At 43.9% G+C, this 15,538-nt stretch carries 13 protein-coding genes and 1 pseudogene; 2 read left to right on the top strand and 12 right to left on the bottom strand.

Annotated features, from left to right (window positions below):
* Positions 1-70 precede the first annotated feature (70 nt).
* The 4 genes from A5870_RS05915 to A5870_RS05900 all read right to left on the bottom strand — a co-directional run bounded on the left by A5870_RS05915 (position 71) and on the right by A5870_RS05900 (position 3,619).
* On the bottom strand, positions 71-778 hold the full coding sequence (locus A5870_RS05915) for a demethylmenaquinone methyltransferase (protein WP_086292111.1): 708 nt from the start codon (positions 776-778) through the stop codon (positions 71-73).
* A 159-nt stretch (positions 779-937) separates the two neighbouring features.
* Complete coding sequence (locus tag A5870_RS05910) at positions 938-1,666, bottom strand: GntR family transcriptional regulator (protein WP_081116759.1); 729 nt, start codon at positions 1,664-1,666, stop codon at positions 938-940.
* A 101-nt stretch (positions 1,667-1,767) separates the two neighbouring features.
* Positions 1,768-3,123, bottom strand: a complete 1,356-nt coding sequence (gene celB / locus A5870_RS05905; protein ID WP_086292110.1) for a PTS cellobiose transporter subunit IIC — start codon at positions 3,121-3,123, stop codon at positions 1,768-1,770.
* A complete protein-coding gene (locus A5870_RS05900; RefSeq protein WP_015509419.1) occupies positions 3,107-3,619 on the bottom strand; it encodes a hypothetical protein in 513 nt (170 codons plus the stop codon). The genes celB and A5870_RS05900 overlap by 17 nt, the downstream gene beginning before the upstream one ends.
* A 418-nt stretch (positions 3,620-4,037) precedes the next feature.
* Between A5870_RS05900 and A5870_RS05895 the strand changes: the two genes are divergently transcribed.
* Entirely contained in the window at positions 4,038-4,406 is a 369-nt protein-coding gene (locus A5870_RS05895; RefSeq protein WP_081116761.1) for an iron chaperone, read from the top strand.
* Positions 4,407-4,482: 76 nt separating this feature from the next.
* Here the strand turns inward: A5870_RS05895 and A5870_RS05890 are convergent, their stop codons facing one another.
* The gene (locus tag A5870_RS05890; protein WP_086292109.1) at positions 4,483-5,823 is read right to left on the bottom strand and encodes a peptidoglycan DD-metalloendopeptidase family protein; all 1,341 of its coding nucleotides are present in this window, start codon (positions 5,821-5,823) and stop codon (positions 4,483-4,485) included.
* A 283-nt stretch (positions 5,824-6,106) separates the two neighbouring features.
* On the opposite strand from A5870_RS05890, the gene A5870_RS05885 reads away from it, so the two are divergent.
* Positions 6,107-6,538 carry a GNAT family N-acetyltransferase gene (locus A5870_RS05885; protein ID WP_086292108.1) on the top strand — a complete coding sequence of 144 codons (432 nt, stop codon included), beginning with the start codon at positions 6,107-6,109 and terminating at the stop codon, positions 6,536-6,538.
* A 253-nt stretch (positions 6,539-6,791) separates the two neighbouring features.
* Here A5870_RS05885 and A5870_RS05880 read toward each other — a convergent pair whose 3' ends face one another.
* The 7 genes and pseudogenes from A5870_RS05880 to kdpB form a co-directional block, all read right to left on the bottom strand.
* Complete coding sequence (locus A5870_RS05880) at positions 6,792-8,102, bottom strand: alpha-glucosidase/alpha-galactosidase (RefSeq protein WP_010747907.1); 1,311 nt, start codon at positions 8,100-8,102, stop codon at positions 6,792-6,794.
* A 19-nt stretch (positions 8,103-8,121) separates the two neighbouring features.
* Positions 8,122-8,223: pseudogene (locus A5870_RS05875) on the bottom strand (carbohydrate ABC transporter permease); the annotation flags it as partial.
* Positions 8,224-8,370: 147 nt separating this feature from the next.
* Positions 8,371-9,393: a LacI family DNA-binding transcriptional regulator gene (locus tag A5870_RS05870; protein WP_010747906.1), complete on the bottom strand. Its 1,023-nt coding sequence runs from the start codon at positions 9,391-9,393 to the stop codon at positions 8,371-8,373.
* Positions 9,394-9,612: 219 nt separating this feature from the next.
* Positions 9,613-10,305, bottom strand: coding sequence for a response regulator transcription factor (locus A5870_RS05865; RefSeq protein WP_010747905.1), 693 nt, complete (start codon positions 10,303-10,305; stop codon positions 9,613-9,615).
* A gap of 11 nt (positions 10,306-10,316) precedes the next feature.
* On the bottom strand, positions 10,317-12,917 hold the full coding sequence (locus A5870_RS05860; protein ID WP_086292107.1) for a sensor histidine kinase: 2,601 nt from the start codon (positions 12,915-12,917) through the stop codon (positions 10,317-10,319).
* A gap of 12 nt (positions 12,918-12,929) precedes the next feature.
* A complete protein-coding gene (locus A5870_RS05855) occupies positions 12,930-13,466 on the bottom strand; it encodes a potassium-transporting ATPase subunit C (RefSeq protein WP_010747903.1) in 537 nt (178 codons plus the stop codon).
* 41 nt (positions 13,467-13,507) lie between these two features.
* Positions 13,508-15,538: a potassium-transporting ATPase subunit KdpB gene (gene kdpB / locus A5870_RS05850; RefSeq protein ID WP_086292106.1), complete on the bottom strand. Its 2,031-nt coding sequence runs from the start codon at positions 15,536-15,538 to the stop codon at positions 13,508-13,510.

Below are 15,538 nucleotides of genomic sequence, written 5' to 3'. Positions count from 1 at the left end.
CACCAAGCCATAAAGGGCATGATGGTCTCTTTCATTTTTCTCGTTTTTTTCGGACAAAGGGAAGACAATTTTAGGGTTTGACCCCTAGATGCATCGCCGCCGCACCTCCTGCATAGCTTTTGACTTGCAGCACATCAAAGCCAGCTGCCTGAAATTCTCGTTTCAATGCCTCCCTGTCAGGAAAATCCCGTGCAGACTCCTGCAGCCAGGAATATTCTTGATAGCTTTTGGCGAACAGTTTGCCAAATAACGGCATGACATGGTGAAAATAAAAAGTAAACAGTTGCCGCCAGCCGATCAGTGTGGGCTGTGATGTTTCGAGACAAACGATTTTCCCACCTGGGCGCAACACCCGATGGATCTCTGCCAAGACTTGTTGGCGATCCGCGACATTTCTCAACCCGAACCCGATCGTCACATAATCAAAGTGCTCGTGTGGAAAGCTTAATGCCATCGCATTGCCGGTCTGCCACTGGATCTGCGTTTGTTGCTTTTTCTGTGCCTTTTCTTTGGCAACCGTTAACATTTCTTCGCTAAAATCAACGCCGGTCACTTGCCCCGTCGGACCGACCGCTTCATTCAACGCAAACGCCCAATCCCCGGTACCGCAGCATAAATCTAATATCTCAGCACCCATTGGTACTGCCATTCGTTTCATGGTATCCTTGCGCCACCGTTTGTGCAGCTGAAAGGAGATAATACCGTTCATTCGATCATAACGGGAAGCGATCGATTCAAATACATCATGTACTTTGGTTTCTTTGGCTGTTGTTGCCATTGCGGCACGTCCTTTCTTTTCCTCGTTTTAGACCCTAAATTCTTAACATTTAGCTGCCAGTTGCTAAAAGCTGCTGATAATTTTAGTCTAGCACGAAAAAACGAGGGGAACAAAGACCATGCTTGCCATCGTTTTTAGTCGATTTGCATTGTTAATAACTTAAAGTATTATCTTTTTGTGCATATACAAGGTTGCCATCCGATAATCATAATGAATCATCGAAAATGCCAATAGTTCGCCATTTTTTAAGTAACTATCATCCCTTACAATCAGTGCGGGCATGCCTTCTTCTAGATGAAAAAACGCTGCTTGTTCCTGTGATAGCGGTTTGCTTTGGATGAACTTGTCGATGAAGGCGACTGTCAGTTGTTTTTCTTCTGCCAAAGCTTGGAACATCGACCCCTCCATCATTGTTTCGGAGATCTCCCCCACGATTTCAGGTATATAATAGGAACGTTCAATCAAATAGGGTTTGTCATCTAATGTGCGAAAACGTTGGACTTCGATAAAGTGTTGATCTTTCGCAAATTGTTTTTGACTTGGAAGAAACAGCGCCTCTGATACTTTGACCAGCCGCTTTGAGGCTTTGACCGTTCGAATGTTTTTCTCGCCCCGTGTCAAGTCTTCATTGAAGCCAAGATCACCTTGTTCAATGGCCGGTTTTTGGTTGTTTTGAAAGCGAATATACGAGCCGCGGCCTTGCATCTGGTAGATCCAGCCCATCTTGCTCAATTTATTGAGGGCTTGACGTAACGTATAACGAGAAACGGGATAAATCGCCAAAAGCTCTCGTTCACTAGGCATCTTCCCCTGCTCATTTCCTATGTCACCCGCTTCGATCTTTCTGATCAATTCCGCTGCTAAGTCTTCAATACTGAGTTTCGTCATTTGCCTACTCCTTTCCTTCGGATTCTCTACTACTATTATCATCTTTGGCGTAAAAAAAGCCAGCTATTTTTCATAGCCGGCTTATCAAAAAAACAGATTGATTATGCCTTCGTTGCGTTTGCTTGTTCGTCCTTGTATAATTTGCCATCATACATTTTGATGAATGGGAACCAAATCAAGAAAGCAACGACTGCACAGATGATTGCTAAGACAAAGGCACGCCAGTCACCACCTGAACCAATAAAGCCAGATAATCCAATTGGGGTCGGCCACGCTACTTGAGCAATCGGTGGGTTAACAAAGCCTAAGTTGATGCCAAAATAAGCAACGGACATTGAAGCCATTGGTGCTAAGAAGAATGGGATCGCTGTGTACGGGTTGTATACCACTGGCATCCCGAATAAAATCGGTTCATTGATATTAAAGAAGGATGGCACGATCGCTGCTTTTCCTAAAGCACTTAACTGCGCTGATTTTGCAAAGAAGGCGATGAAAATCACCATTCCTAACGTCGCTCCTGAACCACCGATCGTAACAAAACTGTTGTTAAATTCACCCGCAAAGGCAATGTTGGCACCATTTTGGTTTTCCACCATATTTGACAACACGATTGGCGTCAAGAATGAGGTCACGATCGTTGCCCCATGAATACCGACGATCCATAGTGCATGCATGAAGAAGTAGATAACAAGCAGTCCGATCCAGGTACTGGTCAATTGCGTCACGAAACTAAACGGAATCGCAATGACTTTGAAAATATCTGTGCCCATTGCGACTAATGCACCATTGATAACGATCACAGCTAATGAAGTCAGTGCCGTTGGAATCAATGCCGTAAAAGAGGAAGATACTCCTGTTGGCACTGTGTCAGGCATTTTAATGACAATATTGCGTTTCACACAGAACGCATAAATTTTTACGGCAATGATCGACATGATAATCGCTGTAAAGATCCCAGTTGTTCCTAAACGAGTAACGCCGCCAGCCATTTCCCAGCCATCGATGATTTTTTGGTCATCAGAAATCACATTGACTAGTGTTGCCATACCGCCTTCAAAAACTAATTGTGGCAAGCACATAAAGAACGCCATCATAGAAAGTAATGCTCCATTGACTGGGCTAAGAACGATTTTCTCTTCTTGCGCTTGGATTTTCGTGTACTCGTAACCAAACACGACACAGAAGTAAAGTGCTAAAATCCCCATTGTTGCGGTATTACCTAACATGTAAAGATTTTGGATTTTATCGAATGACGCACTCCAAATACCCTCTAATACAGGAAAACTTTGTGGCAAAACGCTGATGATCAAGAACATTGATCCTACGATAGTGAAAGGAATCGACGCCATCCCGGCTGCCATGACCCCACGAACGATCCGTAATTGTGAGATTTTCCCCATTGGACCCATTAAGTAGCGGTCCAAGAAGGCAAACATTTTGTTATTTTCTGAATCCATTGACTGTTCCTCCTTGAGTTTCAAATGTAGTCAAATACGTGAAATATTTGTCGCGGTCATGCTCGATCAACCACGCTTTACGCTGAATGAACAAACACGCCATCATGCCGACAGAAAACAAGGCAAGTAAGATCCCTCTACCCGATTGATTCATAAAAGGAATCAACGTTGCTTGCTGCCCGATCAAAATACCAAAAATTGCAATGAGATTGACGCCGAATTGGAGCCAATAACCGATCTTTGTCACCAGTAAACGATTCGATTGCTGCCAATATTTTTGAGTTTGTTCAATAAGTATAAGTCCATCAACGATCAATAAGGCAATGGGAATCAAACCAGCCCATGTCCATTGAGACAGACTCAATAGGGTCCAATAAAGATTGACAAAGAAAAAGATCGCAGTCATATAACGAAAAAGTAAAAAACGATTAAACCGCATACTTTTGTTTGCATATTCTTTCTTGGCTGCTTGGGTTACCGGTTTCCTTTTGGTCACAAGTCCTCCTCCTTTCGTTTTGCTTTCGCTCAACAACTTGTTCGAACAAGTTATATTCTAGCAGAATTCTTGTTGAATGCAACCGATTTCTTTTTGAAAGTGTTCTCTGAAAATAATCTGCTTTTTCATTCGTTATTTCTGAAAAGTTAAGCGAATCTCAAGGAACCTTGCAGGATAGCGAGGGAATGTTCCTGACTCTTGGCTTTTGTTCGAGTAGAAAAAAGTTATTTTTAGCATTCGTTTTTGCAAACAGTGTTTGTTCCTGAAGGCTTTATCCCCCAAACAAGGCAACAGGTTTGTAAACTTGCTAACTTTACAGTACACTCTAAGTAACAAAATGTTTGATTTCGAACACGCGTTATTTTTAGTGATCGACATTCCCTGTACTCGTTCCTTAAAACGAAAGGAGATCCTCCCAATGGATGTATTAGAAACTTACTTAACCAGCATTGAAGATCCAGTAAAGCAAGAAAAACTGCGTGCCTTATTTGCCGCTATTACCAAGAAATTTCCTGACCTCGTTCCAGTCATCAAGTGGAATCAGCCGATGTTTACCGCCCATGAGACCTTTATTATCGGTTTCAGCGTTTCAAAACCGCATTTTTCTGTCTCCCCTGAAACCAAGTGTCTTGAACAGTTTGCCGATGCTATCGAAAAAGCTGGCTACAGCCACACGGATAACATTTTTCGCATCAGGTGGACTGAGCCGATCGATCAAGCATTGATTGAGGACATGATCGCTTTCAACCTGAAAGACAAAGCGGAGATGACCCGCTTTTGGCGCTGAGCCAATCGAGACTTCGTAAAAAATGAGCAACTTAAAAACCGCAGAAGCTGGTTCGCTTCTGCGGTTTTTCTGACTATTATAAGCCTAATTCTGGCGCCGGATCAAAGAATCCTGACCATAAGCTTGTTGACATCCCTAAATGTAGATGGACGCCAGTTGAATTTCCAGTCGTTCCCATACCGCCAACATATTGTCTAGCTGAGACGCTTTGTCCGACCGAAACAGCTGGCAGCGTACTAAAGTGCATGTAGTAGCTGTAAACGCCATTGGCATGTTTGATGATCACATAGTTACCAGTTGACGGACCATAGCCCGCTTCAACGACTTCGCCTGCTTGGATCGCATAGATCGGCGTTCCTGTCCCCCCAGTAAAGTCGATGCCATTATGTTGATTTCCTGATGCACCTGTTGGATCTGTTCGATACCCAAAACGACTCGAAATATGAACCGAATCGACTGGCATTTGCCATCCACTTGTGCTTGCTTGTTCCTTTGGCTCAGCTGCTTGCTGCACAGGTGCAGGCGTAGCTGCAGTTTTTTCTGACGACACCGATGTTTCTGGCGCCACTGCGGCTTCCGTCTTCGGCTGGGCTGCTGCCACTGCTGCTTGTTGAACGGCAGGACTTTCGGCGGTTTCAGCTGACTTGGCTTCTGCTGCTTGCTGACGTTTTGCTGCTTCTTCTGCTTCTTTGCGCGCTTTTGCTTCTTGTGCTTCTTGCTCAGCCAGTTGCTTCAACGCTGCTTCTTTTTGCCGTTGTGCTTCTGCTTTGTCTGCTTCCAATTGGTCTTTTTTCTCTTCCTCGGTGTTCAACGCCAAGGCAAGGTCGGCTAGTGCAACTTCTTGATTCAATTTGACATCAGCTAATTCCGCTTGTTTTCCTTGCAATGCGTTTGACTGCTCTTCGATCGCAACCAATTGTTCCTGCAACTCTTTTTCCAATTTCTGGCTCGTTGCGATATCTTCTTGCTGTTGTTCGACGATACTGTTGCTGGCATTCATGATCGTTACAGAAGCGATCGCCCGTTGAATGGCTTCTCCGATGGATTCCGCATCAACGATTTTTTGGAACAAACGATTGGAAGGTTCCGACGTTTGAATGTCACGCGCTTGATTCGCCAGTACTTCTGTGCGCTTGATGATTTTCTCTTCAAGGACTTGGATCTCTTGTGCCAAGGCATTGACTTCTTCTTCCGTCGCCGTTTTCTTTTGTAGGATTGCTTGGATTTCTCCTTCAATCGATTGAATCTCTGCCTCTGTAGATCGTTTCAGTGATTCTAATGAGGTGGATTCATTTTTTATGTCATTGATTTTTTCATTTTGCTGCTGGATCTTCTGATCAAAGCTGTCTGCGGATACCGTCACGACAGGCAGCGTCAGCAAAACAAGTGAACTTGCAACCAAAAGTGTCTTTTTCATTTTTTCTCCTTAACTAGATGTGTCTTATCGCTTTCTCTAGCATACCGAAAGATGTCACTCTTGGGGCTGTTTTCACACAAATAACATCTGGCTGCAAGAAATTGACATCTAGCTGAAACAAAGTTGTTAGAATATTTCAACGAAAAAGATTGCTTTTCTTCGCCATTTAACCTTCGTTACTTATCAATCGGTTCATCTCCTATCCGATTGCCTACGAAAATGCCGCGATTTGCAGTAATCAGCAGTGGACCTATGCTATACTGAATAAAAAAAGGAGGTTCTCATGATACAACAAGTGACCAAATTTACCGATTCTGAATTAGAAACTATCGCCCAGATTTGGCTGCAAAGCAATTTGGAAGCCCATGACTTTATTTCAGCTGCCCATTGGCAAGATAACTATGACTTTGTGAAAAAAGCCTTTGCCGATGCCCTTATCTACACCTATTCGGTGGATGATCAGCCTGTCGGCTTCATCGGGATGTTGGATGAGTATATCGCTGGTATTTTCGTTTTGAAAGACTATCGTGCCCACGGCATTGGAAAGCAGCTTTTACAAAAAGTACAAGCAGAACACGAGAAGCTGACTCTGAACGTCTACCAAAAAAATACAGCTGCTATTGCGTTTTATCTCAAACAAGACTTTACCATCGTTTCTGAACAACTGGACTCTGATACCAATGAAATCGAAAACACCATGGAGTGGCATCGTTGATGCTGCTTTTTTTCACCTTCTTTTTCCCCTTTTGATCAATCGTACGACCATAACCGCTGATCGGCTGACCCGTCGAATCAATGGATACATTAAACGTCAAAAAGCATTGCCTTCCATTTGCTGGATCGGCAATGCTTTCTTTATTTACTAGCGGTATTTCAACCAATGGTTCCCCCATTGGTGACAATCACTTCGCGATACCAATCAAAGGATTTTTTTCGATACCGTTTGAGTGAACCAGTTTCCTTTTTTATCAGTGATAATCTGGTAAATAATCCCCATGGGCTTCGATCAAATCGTCGACTAATTGGGTAATGTCTGCCAATGATAGTTCTGATGATAAATGAGGATCGAGGTATGCTGCTTGATAAATCTTGTCTTTCTCAAGGGTCAACGCTGCTTCGACAGTCAATTCTTGCACATTGATGTTGGTTCGGTTCAATGCAGCAAGCTGCGTTGGTAAAGCGCCGACGTAGGTTGGTTGGATGCCGTTCTTATCCACCAAACATGGAACTTCCACACAGACATCTTCTGGTAAATTGGTGATCAAGCCTTTATTCAAAACATTTCCAGCAATAACGGTTGGATTGCCGGTCTTGATGGCATCCATGATATAAGAGGCGTATTCCCGACTTCTCTTATGGGTCAAATCGCCATTATCGACGATATCCTCCCGCATCGTTTCCCAATCGCGAATCTGATTTTCGCAACGGGTTAAATATTCATCCAACGGAATCCCCAAATCGTCGATCAATTCTGGGTATTTTGATTTAATGAAATAAGGGTGATACTCGGCATTGTGCTCACTAGATTCTGTAATATAATAGCCAAAACGTTTCATCAATTCAAAGCGGACTGAATCACGGTGGGGATTTTCTTTCTCTTCAGCCAACTGACGGATCGTTGGATAGAAATCTTCCCCATCTTTGGTAATTTCCAATAAAAATGCCATATGATTGATCCCAGCAATTTTCCACTGGAAGTCAGCCAGATCATATTGTTCTTTGATCCCTAAATACTCGAATAATTCTGGAACACATACTTGCACACTATGACAAAGCCCAACCGTTTTGATGGATGTTGCTTTCAATACCCCCATCGTCAGCATCGCCATCGGGTTCGTATAATTCAGCAACCATGCATTTGGACAAACTTCCTCCATTTCTCGAGCAAATTCCAACATGACTGGTAACGTACGCAACGTCCGAAATATTCCGCCAATGCCCATCGTGTCACCTATTGTTTGACGTAAGCCATATTTCTTCGGTATCTCAAAGTCAATGACGGTGGAAGGTTTGTAGCCACCAACTTGAATGGCGTTTACTACAAAGTCGGCATCTCTTAGTGCTTCTTTGCGGTCATGATAGACCTGTATTTCTGCTCGGTTTTGATTGGCATTTTTATTGATCGTCTTTAACATTGCCTCGGATTCACGAAGTCGTTTCTCATCGATGTCGTAAAGGACGATGTGGGAATCTGCTAAGCTCGGGGTCAACATTGCATCTCCTAGAACATTTTTAGCGAAAATAGTGCTTCCTGCTCCAATAAAGGTGATTTTTGTCATTCTCTATTGCTCCATTCTTTTATAATTTACCGCCAGTAGTGGCAATTCCTTCAATAAATTTACGTTGAAAAATGATAAAGACAGCAACCATGGGCCAAATCGCTAGTAGCGAGCCTGCCATTTAGAGCCACTTTCTTGAAATGATTCATGCTCTTTTTATGTATCCGTTTTCTTTTTACAAAACAAATATACTGTTTACTAATCAGATTGTCAATGCCTTTTAACTAAAATAAAAAGAGTAAACACTTTACAGTGTTTACTCTTAGCATTAATCTCTTTCTTTTTCACTTTCTCTGACGATCATCTTACTGGCCACCATGATTTTAACAGGTACTTGACGAATGCCTTTGATCCGCTCTTCTACCATCCGTAAAGCAATTTTTCCCAGTTCTTCCATATCGATGGCAACGGTACTTAAAGATGGGGTCAAAAATTCTGCAACTTCGATATTGTTGAAACTGACTACTGAAATATCTTCTGGTATCCGATACCCACGTTTTTGCAAGGAGCGATATGTACCAACTGCAATCGAATCATTGGCGACCATAATAGCTGAAGGAAGGCTCTCTTTGCATTGTTCAAGCAATTGCTCAGTGGCTTTGATACCGTCTAATGTGTTCCATCCTTCTAGGTAGACATTGATGTATTCTTCCAATCCTTTTTCTTTCATCCAATACACATAAGTGATCATCCGCATATCATCTGGCGATTGATGTATCTCACTGGATGCATCCAGACGTACCCGATATCCCCCAATAAAAGCGATATTTCGATGCCCTTTTTTATACAAACGCTCTAAGTGCTCGGTTGCTGCTATAGAGAAATCCGTATATACCGCATCCCATTCTGAAGACAAAGAAGGATCATCGATCACGACTATATGAGGATTGACTGCTGCGATCTTTGCTAAAAAAGTTGGCAAGACTTGACCAATGACAAGGATTCCCTGATACTCCCTTAGCTCCTCAATGGCAACGGGGTGTTCAGACATATAATACGTTTTTTTTATGCGAAACTTATTTTGTTCTGCTTGTGCTTGAATGCCACGACGAATCGCCCGAAAATAGGGATCTTCTAATTCAGCTTCTTCCGAAACAGTGGATACCACTGCAATATTCATTGCCTTTTTCACAGGTACTTTCTTCTTACTATAGTGAAAATATTCCACGGCTTCGTTGATCTTATTTTTTGTTTCTTGCGTGACAGATAACGTAGGATCTTCATTGAGCACCCTCGATACAGTTGCGATCGATACACCCGCTCGTTTTGCGACGTCTCTAATTCCTGCCATAATACTCTCCTTTTTTACTTTATACTATGATATAAACACAAAATGATCAGAATGAAAAGAAATTTTAGTTAACAACCAACCTACTTGTTTACCCACAGTTTCAAATCATCTATGGAGAAGCAATCAGTTCAACGTCTCTTCGCAATTAACAAAAAATAGAAACGAGCAGCGACCAAAGAACCGCTGCTCGTTTTTCCTCCTTATTTCCTATGACGACCGCTACTCTGCTGGATACTCCCGCAAGCGATACCCGACGCCGATTTCAGTGATCAAATATTCTGGCTGCAGCGTATTGGTTTCGATTTTTTTGCGAATGTTTGAGATATTGACTCGCAAAGTTTGTGCATCCGCTGCAAAAGGTCCCCAGACTTCGCTAGTCAGGGTATCGTAAGTGACGACTTTGCCTAAATTCTTGAACATAACTGCCATGATGCGGTATTCGTTTTTGGTCAAATGGATCTCATTTTGATTCTTGTACAGGATTTTTTTTTCAAAATCGATCGTTAACTCCTTGTTTACAAGAATTGGGCTGCTGCTAAAGGCAGTTGTCTCCTTGTGCCGTAGTGCCGTGCGAATGCGGGCAAATAACTCATTGGTACTGAAGGGCTTCGTTACATAATCATCGGCACCGAGGTCTAATGCTTGCACTTTGTCTTGTTCATCTTTGCGAGCAGAGATCACGATGATCGGTGTGTTCATGCGCTTACGGATGATTTTCAACAGCTCCATACCATCAATGTCCGGTAAGCCCAGATCCAGCAAGATGAAGTCGATGGTTTCTTCCTGCAAGAGCATCAATGCCTCCATGCCAGTGCCGACTGATGTAAAGTTGTAATGCTCTCTTTGCAAGACGACTTCCATAAAATCAACGATATTCGAATCATCTTCAATCAATAAAAAATGTCGCTGCATGTTCTCCCTCCTTACTGCTTTAAATAAATACGAAAGATCGTACTCCCTGCTTTCGTTTCGATCGCCAATTTGCCTTCATGGGCATGGATGATGGTTTTAACGATACTCAGTCCGATACCTAATCCATTTTTTGAATCCACCGGCACTTCGGTGTCATTGGTCAAATTCGCTTGGATTTTTTGGTATTGCCCTAAGGGGATCTCCCCTTGGTTTTCGATTTCAATGACCACTTCTTGCTCTTGAGAAACTCGCAAGAAAATCGGTGTATCGGCGGTTCCATGGCGAACCCCATTTTCAATCAAATTAAACAAGGCTTGTTCGATCAAGATGGGATCGACTTGGACAAAAATCAGCTGATCAGGCATCTTCACGATGATTTTTTGTTGCGGATAGACTTTCTTTAGGTGTGTCAAAACCGCTTCGATAATTTCTTCGATTGGTTCTTCACTGCGCTTGACCGCCATATTGGTCAAGTTGATACGGGTCACCGACAATAAGTTTTCAACCATGCGGATCAACCACTGGGATTCACTTTGGATGTCTCCTAGCAGCTTTTGTTTCGTTTCCTTTTTGATCACGCCTTCGGTTTCACTCAATGTTTCGGCAATGCCAGAAATTGTCGTCAAGGGGGTCCGCAAGTCATGGGAGACCGCACGCAGCAGATTGCTGCGGACTTTTTCCCGTTCGTTTTCTAATTGGATCTGTTCTTTCTCACTCGCTAATGAGACTTGTTCCAACACGGTCGCGATTTGGGTGATCACAAGGCGCAAGTAATTCAATTGACTATTGGCCAACTGATGCTCCTCGTTGCGTTCTACCCCAAGGGCGCCTAGTGGTTTGCCGTTTAAAACGATCGGCAAGTAAAACCCATTGGCACCAATCAGAGTATCTGTGCCGCGACCAGCTTCTTTTTGATTTTTCACGACCCAAAAAGCGACGGCTTTCTCATCCTTGCCAGTCAGTTGAGACAGTGTTTCTCTTGAAGAATGCAGACTTCTTAAATGGCCTTCTCTGTCATATAACGCCACTTCTCGCTGGAGTAAGCGTGCCAAATAGGTGGTCGTACTTTCATAGATTTCTTGCTCATTCCGCGTTTCCATGTATTGTTTGTTCAGTTCATACAATATCTCCATTTGATGCTCTTTTTCCTTGGCATTTTCTGCTTGGGTCTTCAATCGAACCATCAAGTTACTGATCATCAAGGCAACGATCAGCATGATCACTAATGTGATTGGATAACCTGCTTTATAGACCGTCAAGGAATACAAGGGTTCGACAAAGAACCAGTTGTAAGAAAGGACACTAATGATCGATGCCATGGCACTCCATAGATAGCCACTCATGTAACGGGCCACTAAGAGAACAAAAAAGATGTAGACCAGCATCAAGTTCTGCTCGCCGAAATGCAGATACTGCATGCCTTCTGTCACTAAGGTGGCGAGCATGATCAGCCCAAAGGTCAAGGTGAAATCTCGACCGCCGCCTTCAAATAATTGCGAAAATGTCAGCCGTGGTCGCTGCATTTTTTCTTTAAAAGGAATCAAATGGATCTCAATGTCATCAAGGCGGCGAATCAAGCGGTCTTCTAAATCCTCGACAAACAATTTTTGGAACCACTTTTGAGAAACCTGTTTCCCCATGATAATGTCACTGGCACCCGTCATTTTGGCATACTCTACGATGGTTTCAAAACTGTCATCCGCTTCGATGTTGATGACTTCTGCTCCCAAACGCTCTGCCAATGGCACTTCGGTAGGTGTATCATCTAACGATCGAACTTGGATGACCGTCCATTCGGCACCCACTCCTTGGGCTAAGCGGGCGGTCCAACGAATGCATTTCTCTGCCATTTTCGGCAAGCGATCATCAATGATGGTCAAAAGCTTGCTTTGGACTCGTTTTCGACCGCCGTTCATTTGATTGATATGATTGGAAGCTTTTTGGATCGCTAATCCACGTAAGTGATCAAGTTTTTCTGGCGTAAAAAAGTTTTTTAGCGCTCGTTTGGCATTTTCATCAGCATAGATTTTTCCTTGTTCCAATCGATCGATCAGTTCGTCTGGTTCAACATCCACTACCCGCAAACTGGCGTGTTGGAAAAAGGTGTCAGGCACCGTTTCTCTGACTTCCACTTCCGTGACCTTTTCCACGATATCATTCAGACTTTCGATATGCTGGACATTGATGGTCGTGTAGACGGTGATTCCTGCATTCAATAGTTCATCGACATCTTGGTAACGTTTTTTGTTTCGCGCACCAATGGGATTGGTATGTGCCAACTCATCGATCAAGACGATATCTGGTTTTAGTTGGATCAGTCGATCGATATCTGGCTCATAAAGGGTCAATTGCTTGTGCTGGTATTGCTTTAATGGTACTTGTGGTAACCCTTCAAGCAATCGATTAGTATCGGGACGTTTGTGGGGTTCGATATAGCCGATCACCACATTTTTGCCCATGAGCAAACACTCATGGGCTTCGGTTAACATCGTATAGGTTTTTCCGACACCGGCAGCAAAACCGAAAAACACCCGTAGTTTGCCACGTTTAGGTCCAAAGCCTGCTTGCAGCAGTATCTCTTCTGGGATCGTCTGCTGGTTGTTTTCACTCATAGATGCTTCCCCCTATTCCTCGGGTAATTGATCGAGCTGCTGATTCAAGGTCATGATATTGACGTATTCTCTTGCGGAGAACAGATCAGCTACTTTATTCCTGTTTATTATATCATGAATTATTTGTTCATCGATGCCTCTTGTGTCAGCGATCCGCGGCAGTTGAAAAAGTGCCGCTTCGACACTGATATCAGGATCGACGCCACTACCCGAAGCGGTCACGAGATCGATCGGCACACTGGTTTGGGTTGGGTTTTCTGCCAGCAACGTCGCTGTCCGCTCAGCTACAGTCTTTTTTTGGGTCGTATCATAGGGCGACAATTGTGAAACGGTTTGATCACGCCCTTGGAAGTAACCTGCTTGGTCAAAAGGTTGCGCAATTAGCTCAGATCCTTTGATCGCTCCGTCTTCCACGATTTGACTGCCGTTGGCTTGATGGGCAAAAAAGACTTGTCCGACTCCAGTGACCAACAATGTATAGAGACCGCCAAATAGCACGGTACTAACTAGTAAAAATTTGATACTGGCAAAGAGGGTGTTCTTCATCATGTTTTCCTCCTAAATGACTCCTTGACTCTGATGGATTTTTCTTATAGCAGAACAGCTGACAAAAGCAAATCTACTAGCTTGATGCAAATGAATGGTGCGATGATGCCGCCTAGGCCGTAGACGACCAGATTGTGCCGCAGCATTTGGCTGGCTGGTTTTTCTTGGTACTTGACCCCTTTCAACGCCAGAGGGATCAAGGCGATGATCACGACTGCATTGTAGATGACTGCGGACAAAATCGCAGTTAAGGGACTACCAAGATTCATGATATTCAGCGCTGCGAGTTCTGGATAAATCGCATAAAACAGAACAGGGATCACTGCGAAATATTTGGCGATATCATTTGCGATACTAAAGGTCGTCAAAGCCCCACGGGTCATCAGCAGCTGTTTACCAATTTGGACTACTTGCAGTAATTTGGTAGGGCTGGAATCAAGATCGATCATATTGCCCGCTTCTTTGGCTGCTTGCGTACCAGTGTTCATCGCCATTGCCACATCGGCTTGGGCGAGTGCGGGTGCATCGTTGGTTCCATCCCCCGTCATCGCCACCAAATGCCCTTTTTCCTGATATTCGCGAATCAGGTTCATTTTGTTTTCTGGTGTTGCTTCGGCTAAGAAATCATCGACGCCCGCTTCGGCGGCAATAGCAGCTGCCGTCAAAGGGTTGTCCCCAGTGATCATGATCGTTTTGATACCCATCTTGCGCATGTCGGCAAATTTTTCTTTAACCCCGTTTTTCACGATGTCTTTTAAATAAACGACCCCGAGTACTTGGCCATTTTTCACTACGACCAATGGAGTTCCACCAGCCTTAGCGACTTTTTCTACGATCTCGTCACATGCCGTGGGATAGGTCTGCCCTTTTGCCGTCACATATTGCTTGATCGTATCCGCAGCTCCTTTACGGATCTCATCACCACGATAGTCGATCCCAGACATCCGTGTTTTGGCACTAAAATCGATCCAATGAACATCGGCTTGCTGAAATTCCCGTTCACGAATATTGAAGGCTTCTTTGGCTAAAATCACGATACTGCGTCCTTCTGCCGTTTCATCGGCAAAAGATGCCAACTGCGCTGCATCTGCCAACTCTTTAGCGGTGAACCCCGGTACTGGCAAGAACTCACTGGCACGGCGGTTTCCCAGAGTAATGGTTCCTGTTTTATCCAGCAGCAAAACATCCACATCTCCTGCTGCTTCAATCGCGCGTCCACTCATGGCGATGACGTTTTCTTTGGTCAAATGACTCATTCCAGCGATCCCAATCGAGGAAATCAAGGCGCCGATCGTGGTCGGTGCGAGACAAATCAACAAAGCGATCACGATCACACTGGAAATCGCCGTTCCCCGACCAGATAACTGACTGCTAAAATCGGTAAAAGGAATCAATGTGATGGAAACTGCCAAGAAGATGATGGTCAGTGTCACTAAGAACAGCTGCAAGCCAATCTCATTGGGTGTTTTTTTCCGTTGCGTCCCTTCCACCATCGCAATCATCTTATCCAAAAAGGAGTGGCCATTTTCAGCGGTCACTTTGATGACCAAGTAATCGGAAACGACTAACGTTCCTCCCGTGACTGCACTGCGGTCGCCGCCAGATTCACGATTGACAGGTGCTGATTCTCCTGTGATGGCACTTTCGTCCACCGAAGCAGCACCTTCCACGACATCCCCATCGGCAGGAATTTGTTCGCCAGATGGAACATACACCAAGTCGCCTTTTTTCAAATCGGAGGAACGGACTTCGATAAAAGCCTCTTTCGCTACATCTTCCAAGGACATGACTTTGTAGGTCATGATTTCTTTTTTGGCTTGCTTCAAACTATCCGCTTGTGCTTTGCCGCGCCCTTCTGCCACTGCTTCGGCAAAATTGGCAAACAACAAGGTCAACCATAAGAAGATGGTCACACTGATGCTAAACCACAACGGGACCGTTTGTTCTTGAAAACATAAAATCGTTGTCAAGATTGCCCCTAAATAAACCACAAACATCACGGGGTTTTTGATTTGGTGACGAGGATCCAATTTCTTAAAGGATTCGCCGATCGCCCATTGATAGATTTTTTTCAT

The organism is Enterococcus sp. 2G9_DIV0600, assembly GCF_002140615.1.
GTDB classification, from domain to species: Bacteria; Bacillota; Bacilli; order Lactobacillales; family Enterococcaceae; genus Enterococcus_D; species Enterococcus_D innesii.
Note: the sequence above shows the minus strand (reverse complement) of the source record. Positions and strands in the feature narration are given on the sequence as shown.

What these genes read in the sequence shown, in the direction of transcription:
- A5870_RS05865 (WP_010747905.1), bottom strand. Translation starts at nt 10,305, where the DNA reads ATGCAGCGACATTTTTTATTGATTGAAGATGATTCGAATATCGTTGAT.
- A5870_RS05890 (WP_086292109.1), bottom strand. Translation starts at nt 5,823, where the DNA reads ATGAAAAAGACACTTTTGGTTGCAAGTTCACTTGTTTTGCTGACGCTG.
- A5870_RS05895 (WP_081116761.1), top strand. Translation starts at nt 4,038, where the DNA reads ATGGATGTATTAGAAACTTACTTAACCAGCATTGAAGATCCAGTAAAG.
- A5870_RS05860 (WP_086292107.1), bottom strand. Translation starts at nt 12,917, where the DNA reads ATGAGTGAAAACAACCAGCAGACGATCCCAGAAGAGATACTGCTGCAA.
- A5870_RS05880 (WP_010747907.1), bottom strand. Translation starts at nt 8,102, where the DNA reads ATGACAAAAATCACCTTTATTGGAGCAGGAAGCACTATTTTCGCTAAA.
- A5870_RS05915 (WP_086292111.1), bottom strand. Translation starts at nt 778, where the DNA reads ATGGCAACAACAGCCAAAGAAACCAAAGTACATGATGTATTTGAATCG.
- A5870_RS05885 (WP_086292108.1), top strand. Translation starts at nt 6,107, where the DNA reads ATGATACAACAAGTGACCAAATTTACCGATTCTGAATTAGAAACTATC.
- A5870_RS05910 (WP_081116759.1), bottom strand. Translation starts at nt 1,666, where the DNA reads ATGACGAAACTCAGTATTGAAGACTTAGCAGCGGAATTGATCAGAAAG.
- A5870_RS05870 (WP_010747906.1), bottom strand. Translation starts at nt 9,393, where the DNA reads ATGGCAGGAATTAGAGACGTCGCAAAACGAGCGGGTGTATCGATCGCA.
- kdpB (WP_086292106.1), bottom strand. Translation starts at nt 15,538, where the DNA reads ATGAAAAAAATCTATCAATGGGCGATCGGCGAATCCTTTAAGAAATTG.
- A5870_RS05855 (WP_010747903.1), bottom strand. Translation starts at nt 13,466, where the DNA reads ATGATGAAGAACACCCTCTTTGCCAGTATCAAATTTTTACTAGTTAGT.
- celB (WP_086292110.1), bottom strand. Translation starts at nt 3,123, where the DNA reads ATGGATTCAGAAAATAACAAAATGTTTGCCTTCTTGGACCGCTACTTA.